The organism is Cognatundibacterium squillarum (genome assembly GCF_014652435.1).
Lineage (GTDB): Bacteria > Pseudomonadota > Gammaproteobacteria > Burkholderiales > Burkholderiaceae_D > Undibacterium > Undibacterium squillarum.
In genome coordinates this window covers 155,824-170,219 of sequence record NZ_BMYU01000005.1, presented here as the reverse complement: position 1 = coordinate 170,219, position 14,396 = coordinate 155,824, and the positions used below count along the sequence as shown (strand labels likewise).

Below are 14,396 nucleotides of genomic sequence, written 5' to 3'. Positions count from 1 at the left end.
AGGAATCTGCACTGCATTGACCCTAAACCCTTGTTGAGAATCTGCAGATAGCATAACTTCTGAATTCGAATTTTGACTCTGCAACCATCGAATACTTGTTTTAACAGAACAGTGTTCAATAAAGAAACAGCCCCTGATCAGGGGCTGTTTTCAGTTCATCAGTGCTGCTCTGAAGAACCGTCTCCGGTCAACCTGCTTTTCGCTTTTCCACGCAGATAACGGAACAGCATGGTTGCCGCGATCATCGATGCAATCATCAAGAAGATAATCAGCGTCAATGGCTGTGAAGACAATTTCCACTTAATCCATGCCCATAAAGGCAAGTTCCCGGAATAATAAGTATCACCAATGAGCGCACTAACTACGTTCTCACCTCTGACCAACACAAGATCACCCTGATATTTACTGCGGATATCCGATTTATTCAAGCCATCAGTCAGGTTCAGCAAACCCTTGCCATCACCGCCAGTCAGCACTACCACACTGCGTCCTCCTGACAATGGCGATTCAAACTGCATCATTGCACCGAACCCACTGCCGGTAGCCGCCAGTAACTCTCCGGAACGGCGTTCTATATCATCGATATCTTTCCCACCCCAGCGTGCCAGTATGCGGAGGAAACCTCTCGGCAATTGCAAACGGTTACCCGTTTCGTCAATCGATATTGGCATGTACTTCGCCCATTGCTTCAGCAAAGGCTGATTTCCGGCGGTGGCAATAACAAGAAAATCTTTATCCGAAAACTTCTCAGCATCCGAGCCACGAATCAGATGACTGTTTAGTACAGGATAACCGGTTGACTCACCCATACGTCCCATCATGTTCAGATAAACTTCTGTTTCCTGCGGGCCGGCACGATCGGGCATGACAATCGCCGTTTCCTGTAAATCTGCAAATTTAGTGAACGGAAATCCTGCGTTGGCAACAAAGGCCAGATTAGGAAATGACGCGTAGTGCGGAATACTTGAAAAATCGATTGTTGAATCAGGATCAATCGCAGACCGGACGTTATCAAGATAAACGTCTTTACATGCTCCCTGCTTAGGATAATCATAAAAGAAATGGAATTGCAGCTGATTTTCTGCGCCGATTCGGAATGTTGGCACCTGCACTTCTTCCTGCGCGTACCGGTGCCCCTCTTTGAAGAACAGCAGTACTGACTCTTTGATTTTGCCTTTTTCAATATCGGCACCGGACAGCGACAGTGCACGTACAAATCCGTCGTTAATACCGATATTCAACGTTGATTTATCGACAGTTGGACGCGGGGTAAAGCGATAACGCAAGTCGATCGGTACACCATCACGCTGCCAGGTAAATAAATCCGGTGCTACACGCATGTTAATGCGAATCAAATCCGGTGTCAGACCGCTGACCTGGAGGCTATCCATCGTTGCCAGTTCACCGAATTTAACAGGACGATGGGTTGGCAGCCATTTAGGTGCGTCGTAAGCCTTACGCAGTTCCGGCTCTTTCAGATTTTTGATCACTGCTGAAGGGCCGGACAATGCCAATTGCCCCAGCGTCAGTGCTTCGGTTGCAGTACGTAACTCTGCAATATCTCTGCCCATCACCAGCAATAACTTATGACGCGGCGATACCGGATTCGGTACTACCATCAGCGTAGGTCCGCTGATCAGCGGTAACTGCACGCTCGCAGGAGCCTCTTTCCCTGTGGCGAAAACGACTGCATTTCCCTTTGGCAAACCTTGTGCAGCAACCGGAAATCTGGCTCCACGATACGATGCAAGATGACCAAACCATGAAGCAACCGCACCGGCATTTTTCAGCAAATCCATTGAAGGAGACGCAGGCAGCACAAATGGCAAATCCAGCAGCGAAGAATCACGACGATCAAAAAACGGTGCGGGTAACAGTCCGAGATCGTTCGCAAGCTCAATCGGTGCAACTGTCAGTTCCAGATACGTAGTGTTACTCAGTCTTGCCCATAAACTGGAATGAAACGGATCTTCACAATCACGAGTGTAGTGCCCTATCAGCTTAAATGTCAGTTGATTAAAGTCAGCAAAAAAGCGCGGGTCAATTTTATCTTCACGCACAATCCCCTTGGTAGCATCTTCTCGCGGCAGCGGAACTACACCGACCAGCTCATTGTTCACGAGTACCTTTACATGCGACAAATCAGGCAACAATGCTGGTGAATAGGTCAGACCGTAACGGACTTTTGCGGATGTAATCACTTCATCACTGCGGACGGTGAACGGAAATGACCGCTCCCCTTCTGTGCCACGCAACTCTACACTACTACCCTGCCCGAGCTGCTTCAGGCTGATGTTATACACTTTCACAGGGGTCTGTGGCTTTGGTGCCGGGTCTCCGACCTTTTCACTTTCCTGACTTTGCGTTGACTCTTCTTGTTTATTTTTCTTAGCTTTTGCCTCTGCATGCTCACTAAGTGGAACCGACATTAACAATGCGACTGCAAGTGCAATAGTCTTTTTCATGGTCATGTTTTTTGACAGGCTAAAGATATTTTTTTTCACGATAATAAGAATTAATTTTGTCGTTTCCACAGACCACGGTTCTCTTGAACACGTTGCCATAAACCTGCGCCAAAGCGAGCAAATCCCCGCACACTGTGCATCGCAATTTCCCTGAAACCATTCAGAGGGTGATCCACATCACGTTCGTCAGACCAACTCAGCCATACGTCCGCACGTCCTATCGTACAGGCCACCAGCTCACGCTGTTGTGCGAGGTCTAACGGTAAAAACTGTACACTCACCATTCCCGGTTTAATAAACACAACCTTGGCCGGGAAATAGCTTTCACCAGTCGAGCTGAACAACGACACCATAATCTCTGTTTCCTGCGCAATCGTAAAATTTGCAGGAACATGGAAAGACATTCCTCCCATGGAAAAATCTTCCGTTTTGCAAACTAGTGAATGTCCGGTTGGAAGACGCAGAATAGCATCCAGCGTTGCACGAACACGGTGTGAGCGGCGAACTTGCTTTGTTTCAGTGGCGACAGCCAGCGTTGCCCCCAGAATCACAAGGTTATAAATCGTCCACAAAATGTTCAGTAAGACAGTATCCAGCTCATAGGTGTTCCACCACAAAGCACGCCCGACACCGACAAATAAACCAAGAATATTCAGCCCGAGCATGACAAGGTAGGGCTTGGAAATCACCCAGTCAAAATGTTCTTTCTCGACAAGACCACCTTTTGCAGTCACATTAAATTTACCCAGCTTCGGGTTAAACAGAGCAACCAGCGTAGGGCGGAAGATGTACCACGCCAGCGTCGCTTCATAGACCTCGGCCCAGAATGAGTGGCGGTGGGCACCCTGAATTCTCGAGTTAGTAATATTGGCATGCAGCAAATGTGGCAGAGAATAGGCCGCAATCGACAAAGCCGTCGCATTGATAATATGTACCTCAAAAAACAGATATGACAAGGGCGCCAGCAAAAACACCATACGCGGAAAGCCATAGAAGAAGTGCAGCATCGCGTTGCTGTAGCAAAGCCGCTGGCCAAACGACAATCCTTTACCGAGCAATGGATTATCCAGCCGAAAAATCTGCGCCATACCGCGTGCCCAGCGAATACGCTGACCCACGTGAGCCGACAAGCTTTCCGTTGCTAGCCCTGCCGCCTGAGGAATAGAAAGATATGCGGTGTTATAGCCCCGTCGCTGCATTTTTAACGCTGTATGTGCATCTTCCGTTACGGTTTCAACCGCGATACCGCCGATTTCCTCCAGCGGTTTACGTCGCAAGACTGCACAAGAGCCACAAAAGAAAGTCGCATTCCACAAATCATTGCCGTCCTGAATCAGTCCGTAAAACAATTCACCTTCATTTGGCACATTACGGAAAGTATTCAGATTCCTTTCAAAAGGATCCGGCGACAAAAAATGGTGGGGTGTCTGAATCATGGCCAGCTTTGGATCCACAAGGAACCACCCCATCGTGTACTGTAGGAATGAGCGCGTCGGCATATGGTCGCAATCAAAGATAGCAACGAATTCACCCGTTGTTCTCTTGAGCGCGGCGTTAATATTGCCCGCTTTAGCATGATTGTTATCAGAACGCGTGAAACACTGTACGCCGACCTCTTCTGCAAACGCTGCAAATTCAGGTCGGCGTCCATCATCAAGAATAACGATATTCAGTTTATCTCTTGGCCAGTCAATACCAAGCGCCGCCAGTACCGTAGGCTTCACAACGGCCAGATCTTCGTTATAAGAAGGAATGAAAAGATCGACCGTCGGCCAGGTGGATGTATCTTCCGGCAAAATCACCGGTTTGCGTTTCAGTGGCCAGGCTGTCTGCAGATAACCCAGCAATAACACAATCCACGCATAGATTTCCGCGCCAACCAGCATCAGCGCAAAAATCAGATCCATAGTGTTATCGGTATTGATGGTGTAAGCAATACGCCAGAACACATACCGGCTGGTCGCACTGATGGAGAACATTACCATGATCAGTGAAATCAGAGTTCCGGTATACCGGCGCAGATACATCGCACAAGAGAATATGGCCGCAGAAAACAGTGTCTGCAACATGAGATCCATCGGGATACTGATCGATAGCCAGTAAAACGCGGCAGCAAGAATCAGCGCTATGATGCGTACGCCTTTATGCTCCCACCCGCTCCAGTTCACAAGTGACTGGATCGTTTCATTCAATCGACCATAAAGGTAGCGGGAGTTAAGTATTGACCGCATTAGTCTATCAATCCATAGGTCTTTTGCAACCACGCTGCGAGCTGACTGACGTCGTGCGCTGCGCTGGAATGCCGCGCATATTCTGTCACCGGCTGTTGATACGCGAGTGCTTCACACACTGACTCATCCCGGTGTATGCCTGTCGGAATAAATCTATCCTTCAGCCGGGATCGTAAAATACTGAAAATATCCCGTGCCAACTGCTTGGTGGCATCCATCTGATTCAGTACTACACAATATCCGAGAAAGTCTTTACGTCGTTCCGTGTAATAGCTAATCAGCGACTCCATTTGCGGCACAGTAGAATACGATGCAGCATCCGGCTTCAAAACGACAAGCACAATGTGTGCAACGTTTAGCACTTGCTGCATATATAAACTCGGCCCCGGTGGAGTATCCAGTAAAACAATTGATGCCTCATTAAGGTCTAGTGTACCCAGTCCCTGCGCCAGCCAGCCTGCATCTGAACGTATTTGCTCTTCAAGTACCTCACGATGTTCTTCATCAACCGTACCATACGGTAGGTAACTCATACCAAACGCGCTGCTTTGCAAAGCGTCTTGCCAAGACTGCCCTTTTTGCAATCTCGCAATTCCCGCTGAATCAGCGTGCCGCATTCCTAGGTGCAAGCGCAACGCATTTTGCGGATCCAGATCCAGCGCCAGCACGTGCTCCCCTGACTTTGTCAGTTCAGCCGCCAAATTGGCTGTAACCGTTGTTTTTCCCACGCCTCCTTTCGGAGAAATGACTGCAACGATTCTCATGAACCAAATATCTTCCGGAAGAATGAAGGTGCAGGAGTCTGAGCCTGAGGTTTTGGTGAGCCCTGCGACAATCTGCGAAACAGGTCGCTAACTGGCATTTCCTTACTTAGTTCGCCGCTTACGTCTGAGTCACCGGAGCTATCTCGTTCTGTCGCCTGGTCAGATTTACCAAGTATTGCGCTGAATAAACGATCCGGGTCACTCGTGTTTGCCCGGGCATTTTTTTGTTGAGCAAAAACCAATTCTGTTACGCTGCCCCCGCGTTCGAACGCTTGTGCAGGAAGTGCAAGTTTCGGATGATCATCCGTTGCAGCCTGAATTTTGTCTGAAAGCACCACGTCTTTCTCAGGCAGATTCGCTTCTTCCGGAGCAAGTGACGACTCGGCCATTGCCATACCATCGAACAAAGGTAATTTATTCGTTTCAACCTGATCATCCGGTGGCAACTGATCAGGTGTCACTTCCAGACGAATATCCCTCAACAACGGCCAGCGCTGTCTGGCCTCTTCGTTTTCCTGCTGACGATTAATTTCCTGGTAACCAGCAACGGTCTTTCCTGCTCTCTGAAACAGGTTTTTGACATCGTTATCCATGACTGTCATCACTTTCACCGTCAATGCGAATTAACGTTTACCTATAAAGGCAAACTCATCGACAACTCTTTTCAACTCAAAGACCAGTAAGCAATCCTCATCTTCATTGCCACGCTGCGTGAGACGCAAAGAACTGTCCATACCAAGTGCTTCAAACCATTGCGCGTATATACCCTCGAGCAAAGCAGGCGTCCAAACAGAAGCCTCCGGTCCGAAAGCCAGACGTAAAGGCGCGAACTGATGCAAAACTAGTAAAGCGTCAGCTTGCTCAGACAACTCCACACATCCCCAGTTCATATCTGTCCAGACCCTGTTCATTGCGTCTTCTAAAGCCTGTAAACTACTGCCATCGGTTACGCTGACCATCGTAGCCATCCGCCGGCCCAGCCGGTGCATCAGCAATCGTAATTCCCGCACATCACCTTTTTGGGAGAACTCCTGCGCAAATGCCTTGAGAAAAAACTGCCACTGGCGAGAAACCTGCAGATTTTCAATGTAACGATTACGTTGCTGAGACATAAGATCTTACCTTCCGCTTTTCGCACCCGGAGAAGTGTCTCCGGGAAGTCGTCTGAAATGTATACACATCCAGTTACAAATGTAACACCTGCATACTTAACCAGTCTAGCAAGCCAGGCTGATCAAATGTTAACAATCCATAAAAAGAATAACGTTTTTACAATTGAAACACTGAAAATTTCCGCAGAGAAACAAAAGCTTCAAAAAACAGAAAATGAAGTCAAGTTCGAAGGAACTTAGCTTAATACAATTATCATGCACCGGATAACGACCCGACTGATTGTAACTTTAGAACAAGGAGGAGAATTTAACAATTTACCATGTGAAAAAAAATGCAGCCTCACATCAATTTGTCTCAAATTCGGGCGAGCAACCAATCCCTGATTTGCATCATAACAATTGTGGCGGGATTTTCCGGTGCATAGTTGATCGCAGTCTGCTCAAACGCAAGAGACTCTTCAACTGCAGACGATTCAGGCACGTAAAACGGAATCAGTCTGTCACCGAGTTGTGATGCATACATCTGAACCACATCCTGCGACAGCTGACGCCCTCCGGCCTGATTTACAACATATGCCGAATCAGGTCTTCGTGACAAACCTCCGTAAGCCTGAATTAGCTCTTCGATTTCCGGCAAGGTAACGTAGCTAGCGGCATCTGCTAAAACCACCGCCAGCACAAAATCTGCAGCATGAATCGCCTGATGCAAATATGCCGACGGACCCGGAGGAGTATCCAGAATCACAACTGTTTCGGGATTCTGGATATAAGATTCCAGACGCGAGCGTAGCCAGTTCTCTTCTTGTAACAACAAATTTTCGAACTTCTGACGTTTGAGTTCACCAGTAATACCAAAAGGAATGAAGTGAATACCAGCACCGTTATTACTAACCAGGCGAGCAAAACTGACTCTGCCGTCAGTCAGCGCAGATAGTCCCCTTACAACGTCCGTTTGTGCGCCACCAAAATGCCACTGCATTGCATTTTGCGGATCAAGATCAACTGCAAGGACAGGACGTCCTGTTTGCGCAATGGCAGCCGCAAGATTTGCAGATATTGTCGTTTTACCAACGCCGCCTTTTGCAGAGGCAACAGCTATTACACGCATAATTTTCCCTTATGTCCGTGCTTATGCAGTTCCGCCCACTGTCAACCCTTCGATACGCAATGTCGGTTGACCGACTCCGACCGGAAGACTTTGCCCCTCTTTTCCGCAAATTCCTACACCAGAATCCAGCTGCAAGTCATTTCCGATCATGGAAATATTATTCATTACCTCCGGACCGTTTCCGATCAGAGTCGCTCCTTTGACCGGATGGGTAATTTTGCCGCCTTCAATAAGATAAGCCTCACTGGCAGAAAAAACAAATTTCCCGTTTGTGATATCAACCTGACCACCACCGAAGTTCACGGCGTAAATACCGTCTTTCACCGACGCAAGAATTTCGTTCGGATCCTTATCGCCAGCCAGCATATACGTGTTAGTCATACGCGGCATTGGCAAGTGCGCGAATGATTCGCGGCGGGCATTACCGGTTACTGCCATCTTCATCAGCCGGGCATTCATCATATCCTGCATGTAACCCGTAAGAATACCGTCCTCGATCAGTACATTATGCTGCGTCGGATTTCCCTCATCATCCATGTTCAGTGAGCCGCGACGGTTTTCCAGCGTTCCGTCATCAACGACTGTTACGCCCGGTGCAGCAACCCGTTCACCGATTCGTCCGGAATAGGTACTGGAACCTTTGCGGTTAAAGTCACCTTCTAATCCATGCCCAACAGCTTCGTGCAGTAATACGCCCGGCCAACCCGGACCGAGTACAACCGTCATTGGTCCGGCAGGTGCCGGTCTCGCATCGAGATTCACCAGTGCAGAACGCACTGCTTCACTGGCGTAATGATCCAGCACCGTATCGGAAAAATACGCATAATCAAAACGACCACCGCCACCACTAGAACCAATTTCACGGCGACCATTTTGTTCTGCAATCACAGTGATCGAAACACGCACCAGCGGACGGACATCTGCTGCGAGCACACCATCGCTGCGCGCGACCATGACCACGTCGTACTCACCTGACAAAGAAGCCATCACCTGCACAACGCGCGGATCTTTAGCACGCGCCATCTTTTCAATCCGCTCCAGCAAACGGACTTTGGCTGTCGCGTCCAGCGAGTGCAGCGGATCCTGTGCCGGATACAGTTGATGTGCAGTCGCCAAATGTAATCCGGAGGCAACTTTGATTTTTCCGCTTCCCTGACGGGCGATTGTGCGAGTCGCTGCAGCAGCATCGGTCAACGCCTGCAGAGAAATTTCATCAGAGTATGCAAACGCTGTCTTTTCGCCCGAAACCGCGCGTACACCGACACCCTGATCAATTGAGAAACTGCCGGTCTTGACGATACCCTCCTCCAGACTCCAGCCCTCGCTACGGGTGAACTGAAAATACAGGTCGGCATAATCAACTTTATGGGTGAACATCGAAGACAACACTTTTTGCAAATGCTGTTCATCCAGACCGAATGGCGTAAGCAGTAACTGACTTGCTGTTTCCAGATGACCTTGCACTGAACTCATAGTATTCCTGATAAATAAATCGTAAAAATATCGCTTTTAAAGCACTCGCAGAGATTGTAAGCCAGAATACCTGCACATACAGTGACGGCTGGTGACTCAGCCCAGCTTACGGTGTTGCAATGCAGGCAAACTTGCACGGATTTCTGCAATCAGCCCCCGGTCAACGACACCACTGACAATGCCCTCTCCCTCAGGTAATACATCAATTATTTTTCCCCAGGGATCGATCAGCATGCTGTGACCCCAGGTTCTGCGCCCGTTTTCATGCACGCCACCCTGCCCGCAAGCCAGTACATAACACTGGTTTTCGACCGCCCTGGTCCGCAGCAAAATTTCCCAGTGTGCCTGTCCTGTTGTGTAAGTAAATGCAGCAGGCACCAGCAATAAATCGCAGTTGCCCATTGCCCGGTATAACTCCGGGAAACGCAAATCATAACAAATAGATAATCCAACCCGAAGATCGTCTGCCAGGAATGTGACTGGACTGGTTCCGGGTGTGATCGTGCGGGACTCTTCGTAAGATTCCTGCTCCTTCTGAAATCCAAACAAATGAATCTTATCGTAACGCGCTTGCACCGCACCATCCGGTCCGTACACAAGCGTGCTGTTAAATACTTTTTCCGGCTCAGATGAAACCAGAGGAATGGTGCCACCGATCAGCCATATGCCATGACGCTTCGCGCAATCAGCCATCCATGCCTGCAACGGGCCATCACCTTCCTGCTCGGCAATATCCAGTTTATCGGTATCTTTCCGGCCCATCAGTGGCCAGTATTCCGGAAGAACAATACACTGTGCGCCATCAGCAGCAGCTTGTGCGATCAAGCGCTCAGCGGTCTGACAATTCAGCGCTGGCGATATAGCTGAAATCATTTGTATAGCAGCGATTTTCATGAAAGCTCCGTTAATTCCTGACTGTTTTCGCAGTACCGGCCTGCTCGCTGACTTCACTGCGTTCGAGTTTTTTGACAGTTGGTTCACGCCACGAGCCACTGACACCGTATTCAAAAGTAAAGGCTTTGGCCAGCGGATCTTTTAGAAATAACTGCGCAAGAAAAGTACCCAGACCGATGACAGGATTCACTGCCAGTCCGTACACGACCGACGCTGCACCGGCATTAATGACCGGAATCACCGCGACATGTAAATCCTGCGTTTCCTGCTGTAAGTCAGCACTGCCAGCCATCAGCACGGAAGCGCTGACACCGCGCATCCGTAAATTGTCGGTACGTGCAATACCATGCTGCAGCAGGGCATCTCCCTGAATCGCATCAAATGCGAACCCCTCTGAAAATACATCTCTGAAATCCAGTGTCAGACGACGCGGCAGTGACTGCATGCTGAGCACACCAAGTAGCTTTGCAGCACCGGGATCCACTTTCAGGAACTGACCGGCATTCATCTCCAGTGCAACCTTGCCTGACATACTCGGAAAGTCCATTGCATATGGCAAACCATTCCAGCGTAACTCGCCGCGCAGACTGCCCTTGCCACCGGTCAACACATGCTCAAAGCCAAGACGCTCCAGCAATTTCCCGGAATTCTGCACGTTCAGTTCATACTGCAACTCTGTCTGACTATCGGTGCCACCACGGTTACGCCATTTTCCGCTGGCTTTCAGCTCAGCGTCACTGTTTTTCAGCGATACGCGATTCAGAATCCACTCGTCTGATTTTCCGCTGCGCTGATTACGCGCATTCAGTTCCAGACGCCCCAGTTTCTTATCTTTCAGCTCAAAATTCTCTGCGACGATGTCCAGTCCCGGCAATTGCTCATTTCCTTTATTTACGGACTCAGTATTGCTTTCGCCAGCAACAGAAGCAGGAATCCGTAAATGACTGAAATGTGCACTGATCTGACCATTATCTGCAAGCTGTGTGCCGGGACTCCATTTTAATTGCCCGGTAATCTGCTCTGACTGCAAATCGGCCTGCCAGTCATTACCTTGCTGGCGCAGCAGCACACTGACGTTTTGCAGAATTTTTCCCATCCATTGCAAATGGCTGGTTTTGAGATCGACCTGACGAACTGCAAAATACCGGCCGACATTCAGATCTGTATCACCTGCAACTGTCGTATTTTGTGATGTCGCAGAAGATGGCATCAGTCGCTGCCAGTCATCGATATTCAGCGCTGCAACCCGCAATTTCATCTCAACACCACTGACCGGTTCCGGTGGCGCACTCTGGATACCTATGCCTCCGCGCACGACTTGCCATGGCTGATCCCCTTCACTCTTACGCTGGCGCTGATAACGCGCCTGCAGCAGATTACCGGCTGAGATACGCAATTCATCCCGCAGCATGCCGGCCTCTGCAGTTTGCGGCACTAAATCAATACGTAACGGCAGTGTTTCAGTCACCGCTTTGTTCAGCGGTGCCGGCAATTGCAATGCCATTCCCTGCAAACTGGATTCAATATTCATCTCCATCGTTTGCTTGCGTACCTGCAGCGCAGCCGTGTAGCGACTACTGCCGCTGATCCTGCCTTCCAGCAAATGGCGCTGTGATGCCGGTAAATAATCGCGCAGCCCGTCGGCGCTGGCGCTGCCGTCCAGCCGGACACGGATACTGCCGTCTTTCAGACTGCCGCCACTGATCGCCACCGCACCACCCAGTGCTTGTCCGCGCAGCGGTCCCAGACTGACGCCGGTTTCGGTAAATTCAAGCTTGCCATTCAATCCGGACACAACAGGAATACCGGGCTGCAAACTGACTTCATTATTCATGAACTGCAACTGGCCGTTCACTTTGGTATCAATCACATGATTCAGCGGAATATTCAGCTTCAGATGCAGGCCTGCGGCTGCACTGGCTTTGCTGTCATCCAGAAAGTGAGACAGCCAGCCGCGTACCGGACTGGCTGCAACGTAGCCCAGCATTTGCTGCAACTGGCCGTTCGCCTGCCCGTCAATTTGCAACTCGGCCTGATGATGAATCAGATCCGGAATCACCGCGCGGACTTTCTTCAGATCCACGCCCTGTGTACGGGCAGTATCCGCGAGAATTTCCATTTTTGCCCGGTCAAAAATAATCTGCCCGTTGATTTGCTCAATCAGAGGCCACAAAGGTTTGCCGTCTGCCAGTTCCCCTGCGGAAAAATCCAGCTTCGCCTGCCGCAACCGCCCTTTGACGAGAAACTCACCCTGGCGGCTGGCCTGCGGATCATTCGCTGCAAACGGAAAATCCTGCAAGTTACCTTTTAACCGCAAGCTGGTGTCATCCAGAGTTCCGCCCAGCAAAGAATGCGTCAGCCAGTGGCGCAAGTCCGGCGGTGTGATAGTCGGGATGTACTTGTCGATGCTGCTGATATCAAATCCGTGCAAACGACCGGTCAGCTCAATCTGTCCCGGCCCCGCGCCCTCTTTCAGTGACAACTGATGCTTGCCCGACAGTTGCAGACGCATTGGTCCCTGTTGCAATTCCATTCTGGCAACCTGAAACTGCATTGCATCCGCGATAAAACGCCAGTTGGCTGCCATTTGCAGGCGATCAAAACTCAGTGCAGGATCGACGAAATAGCCGGAAGTATTGAATGAAAGCTCCGTCGAATTCAGACTGAAGCTGCCGCCTTTTTCGCTGGCATCAATAAAACCCGACAGATTTGTGAAACCCGGGATGGCAGGCACAGCTGCCACGGCTGGTAATTCGCGTGTTGCCGCACGCGGTGCGCGCGCCGGCTGAGGTCGCATCGCGAGCTTGTGAAACTCACCTTTTACCTGATAACGGCTGATATCCGGATAACGTCCGCTCCAGCTCGCGCTGAAACGGCGCAACTGTCCGCGCGGATCAAAATCAGCCAGCATCTGACGCTGATCCTCAGGAATCGGTAAATGGCTGGCGAAACCTGCGATGGTTCCGAGATCCAGTGACTCTGCATAAAGCTGCACATGTTCCGGCTGGCCGTCTGTGCCGGGGGTGTAGTCTTCACGGATACTGGTCGGCGGCAGCACACTGCCGTCCGGCGCAGTCATCGAAAAACCAATCAGTTCTATCTGATGTCCGGCTTTGCCGAAGACCGATGGCAGATACTTCTTCGCGAATGCCTGCTTTTCGCCAACCCGGATGCGGCCTTTGATCTCCCGCATATCGAGCTCAGGCAAGCGCGGACCAAAACGCCCCTGCACTTTCGCAAGGCGCACATCTGCGGTGAAATCTGCCATCCGCCCGTCGTCTAAATTCAGCCACGCGCGGACAGCGCCGTAACCTTCCCTGACCTGCAAATCCAGCGGCAGATAATGCTGCAATCGTACCAAACTAGTTTGCCGCAGGTCGGCATATAACTCTCCAGACCAGGTTGCCGGGTCCGCCAGTGATCCGGCAAAAGGCTTATGTTTCAGATTACCGCGAATATCAACCGGCGCTGCCAGCGCACCGGAAGGTTCCGCGCGCAGCGCAAACTGATGACGGTTCCACTGATTACGCAGATCCAGTACCAGATTCTGTAATTGCAATGGCGGCGTATCATGCAGGCCATCCTGCCAGGTCAGCTGACCTTCACGAATCACAATCCGGTGTTGCGACAACACCCAGTCCAGTTCTTTACCATCGCCTTTGGCGGCCGGATCAATCACAAAACCGGCAATCAGGATGCGTCCTTTGGTATCCCGGTGAATCTTTAATGCGGGCCGCAACAGCTCAATCGCATCAAAACGCGGTGTCAGAAACGGAATGCTCCACCACGACAAGGTGGCATCAATTCGTGGAAGGGATAAGGCGGTCTGCCCTTGCTGATCTGCAATACGGACATCAGTAAGTTCAAGACGCGGATGCAAGCCGTGCCAGCTCGCATCCAGTGCACCGATGGTGACCTGACGTCCGAGCGCATGAGTAACAGCCTGTTCCGCCTCCGGCTTCCAGGCGCTGACCTGCGGCAGAATCAGATAGCGTAAGCCCAGTACCAGCACGCCAAACAGGAAATACAAACCAACGATACACAGCACTGTCCAGCGCAGACTGCGGCTGCAGACATGCCAGAACAGGCGCAGTAAACGCCAGCTGCGCCGCCAGCCTGTCAGCGGCGGATGCGGATCGTGTGCGGAATCGCCAGTCATGCCGGACACACAACCGTGACCGGACCAACGCCGGTTTCTGATGCTGCGCAATTCCCGATCAACAACATGTCCCTCGCAAAAATCGATACGCTGATGTTCATCACCGCGGTTTCAGTACACGCAGTTTAAGCACATCAAGACAAAACTGTCCGGCACTGCGACAATGCTTTGCAAACCGGATCAATACCGG

General features: G+C 50.5%; 9 protein-coding genes. All 9 read right to left on the bottom strand.

Annotation, left to right across the window (positions count from 1 at the left end; all coding sequences use genetic code 11):
- Positions 1-158: 158 nt before the first annotated feature.
- Positions 159-2,465 (bottom strand): cellulose biosynthesis cyclic di-GMP-binding regulatory protein BcsB, encoded by a 2,307-nt coding sequence (gene bcsB, locus IE092_RS11750; protein WP_189357372.1) that lies wholly within the window; start codon positions 2,463-2,465, stop codon positions 159-161.
- Positions 2,466-2,515: 50 nt separating this feature from the next.
- Entirely contained in the window at positions 2,516-4,633 is a 2,118-nt protein-coding gene (gene bcsA, locus IE092_RS11745) for a UDP-forming cellulose synthase catalytic subunit (RefSeq protein WP_229793152.1), read from the bottom strand.
- Positions 4,634-4,695: 62 nt separating this feature from the next.
- Positions 4,696-5,460 (bottom strand): cellulose biosynthesis protein BcsQ, encoded by a 765-nt coding sequence (bcsQ, locus tag IE092_RS11740; RefSeq protein WP_189357370.1) that lies wholly within the window; start codon positions 5,458-5,460, stop codon positions 4,696-4,698.
- A complete protein-coding gene (gene bcsP / locus IE092_RS11735; protein ID WP_189357369.1) occupies positions 5,457-6,062 on the bottom strand; it encodes a cellulose biosynthesis protein BcsP in 606 nt (201 codons plus the stop codon). The genes bcsQ (IE092_RS11740) and bcsP overlap by 4 nt, the downstream gene beginning before the upstream one ends.
- Positions 6,063-6,083: 21 nt before the next feature.
- Entirely contained in the window at positions 6,084-6,572 is a 489-nt protein-coding gene (gene bcsD, locus IE092_RS11730) for a cellulose biosynthesis protein BcsD (RefSeq protein WP_189357368.1), read from the bottom strand.
- Positions 6,573-6,927: 355 nt separating this feature from the next.
- Complete coding sequence (gene bcsQ, locus IE092_RS11725; RefSeq protein WP_189357367.1) at positions 6,928-7,680, bottom strand: cellulose biosynthesis protein BcsQ; 753 nt, start codon at positions 7,678-7,680, stop codon at positions 6,928-6,930.
- Positions 7,681-7,701: 21 nt separating this feature from the next.
- Positions 7,702-9,153 carry a metalloprotease TldD gene (gene tldD, locus IE092_RS11720; RefSeq protein ID WP_189357366.1) on the bottom strand — a complete coding sequence of 484 codons (1,452 nt, stop codon included), beginning with the start codon at positions 9,151-9,153 and terminating at the stop codon, positions 7,702-7,704.
- 96 nt (positions 9,154-9,249) lie between these two features.
- Positions 9,250-10,047, bottom strand: a complete 798-nt coding sequence (locus tag IE092_RS11715) for a carbon-nitrogen hydrolase family protein (RefSeq protein ID WP_189357365.1) — start codon at positions 10,045-10,047, stop codon at positions 9,250-9,252.
- A gap of 10 nt (positions 10,048-10,057) precedes the next feature.
- Positions 10,058-14,206: a YhdP family protein gene (locus IE092_RS11710; RefSeq protein ID WP_189357364.1), complete on the bottom strand. Its 4,149-nt coding sequence runs from the start codon at positions 14,204-14,206 to the stop codon at positions 10,058-10,060.
- Positions 14,207-14,396 lie beyond the last annotated feature (190 nt).

Coding starts and splice junctions, on each gene's coding strand:
- bcsB (WP_189357372.1), bottom strand. CDS start 2,465: ATGAAAAAGACTATTGCACTTGCAGTCGCATTGTTAATGTCGGTTCCA.
- bcsQ (WP_189357370.1), bottom strand. CDS start 5,460: ATGAGAATCGTTGCAGTCATTTCTCCGAAAGGAGGCGTGGGAAAAACA.
- bcsP (WP_189357369.1), bottom strand. CDS start 6,062: ATGACAGTCATGGATAACGATGTCAAAAACCTGTTTCAGAGAGCAGGA.
- bcsD (WP_189357368.1), bottom strand. CDS start 6,572: ATGTCTCAGCAACGTAATCGTTACATTGAAAATCTGCAGGTTTCTCGC.
- bcsQ (WP_189357367.1), bottom strand. CDS start 7,680: ATGCGTGTAATAGCTGTTGCCTCTGCAAAAGGCGGCGTTGGTAAAACG.
- tldD (WP_189357366.1), bottom strand. CDS start 9,153: ATGAGTTCAGTGCAAGGTCATCTGGAAACAGCAAGTCAGTTACTGCTT.
- IE092_RS11715 (WP_189357365.1), bottom strand. CDS start 10,047: ATGAAAATCGCTGCTATACAAATGATTTCAGCTATATCGCCAGCGCTG.
- IE092_RS11710 (WP_189357364.1), bottom strand. CDS start 14,206: ATGACTGGCGATTCCGCACACGATCCGCATCCGCCGCTGACAGGCTGG.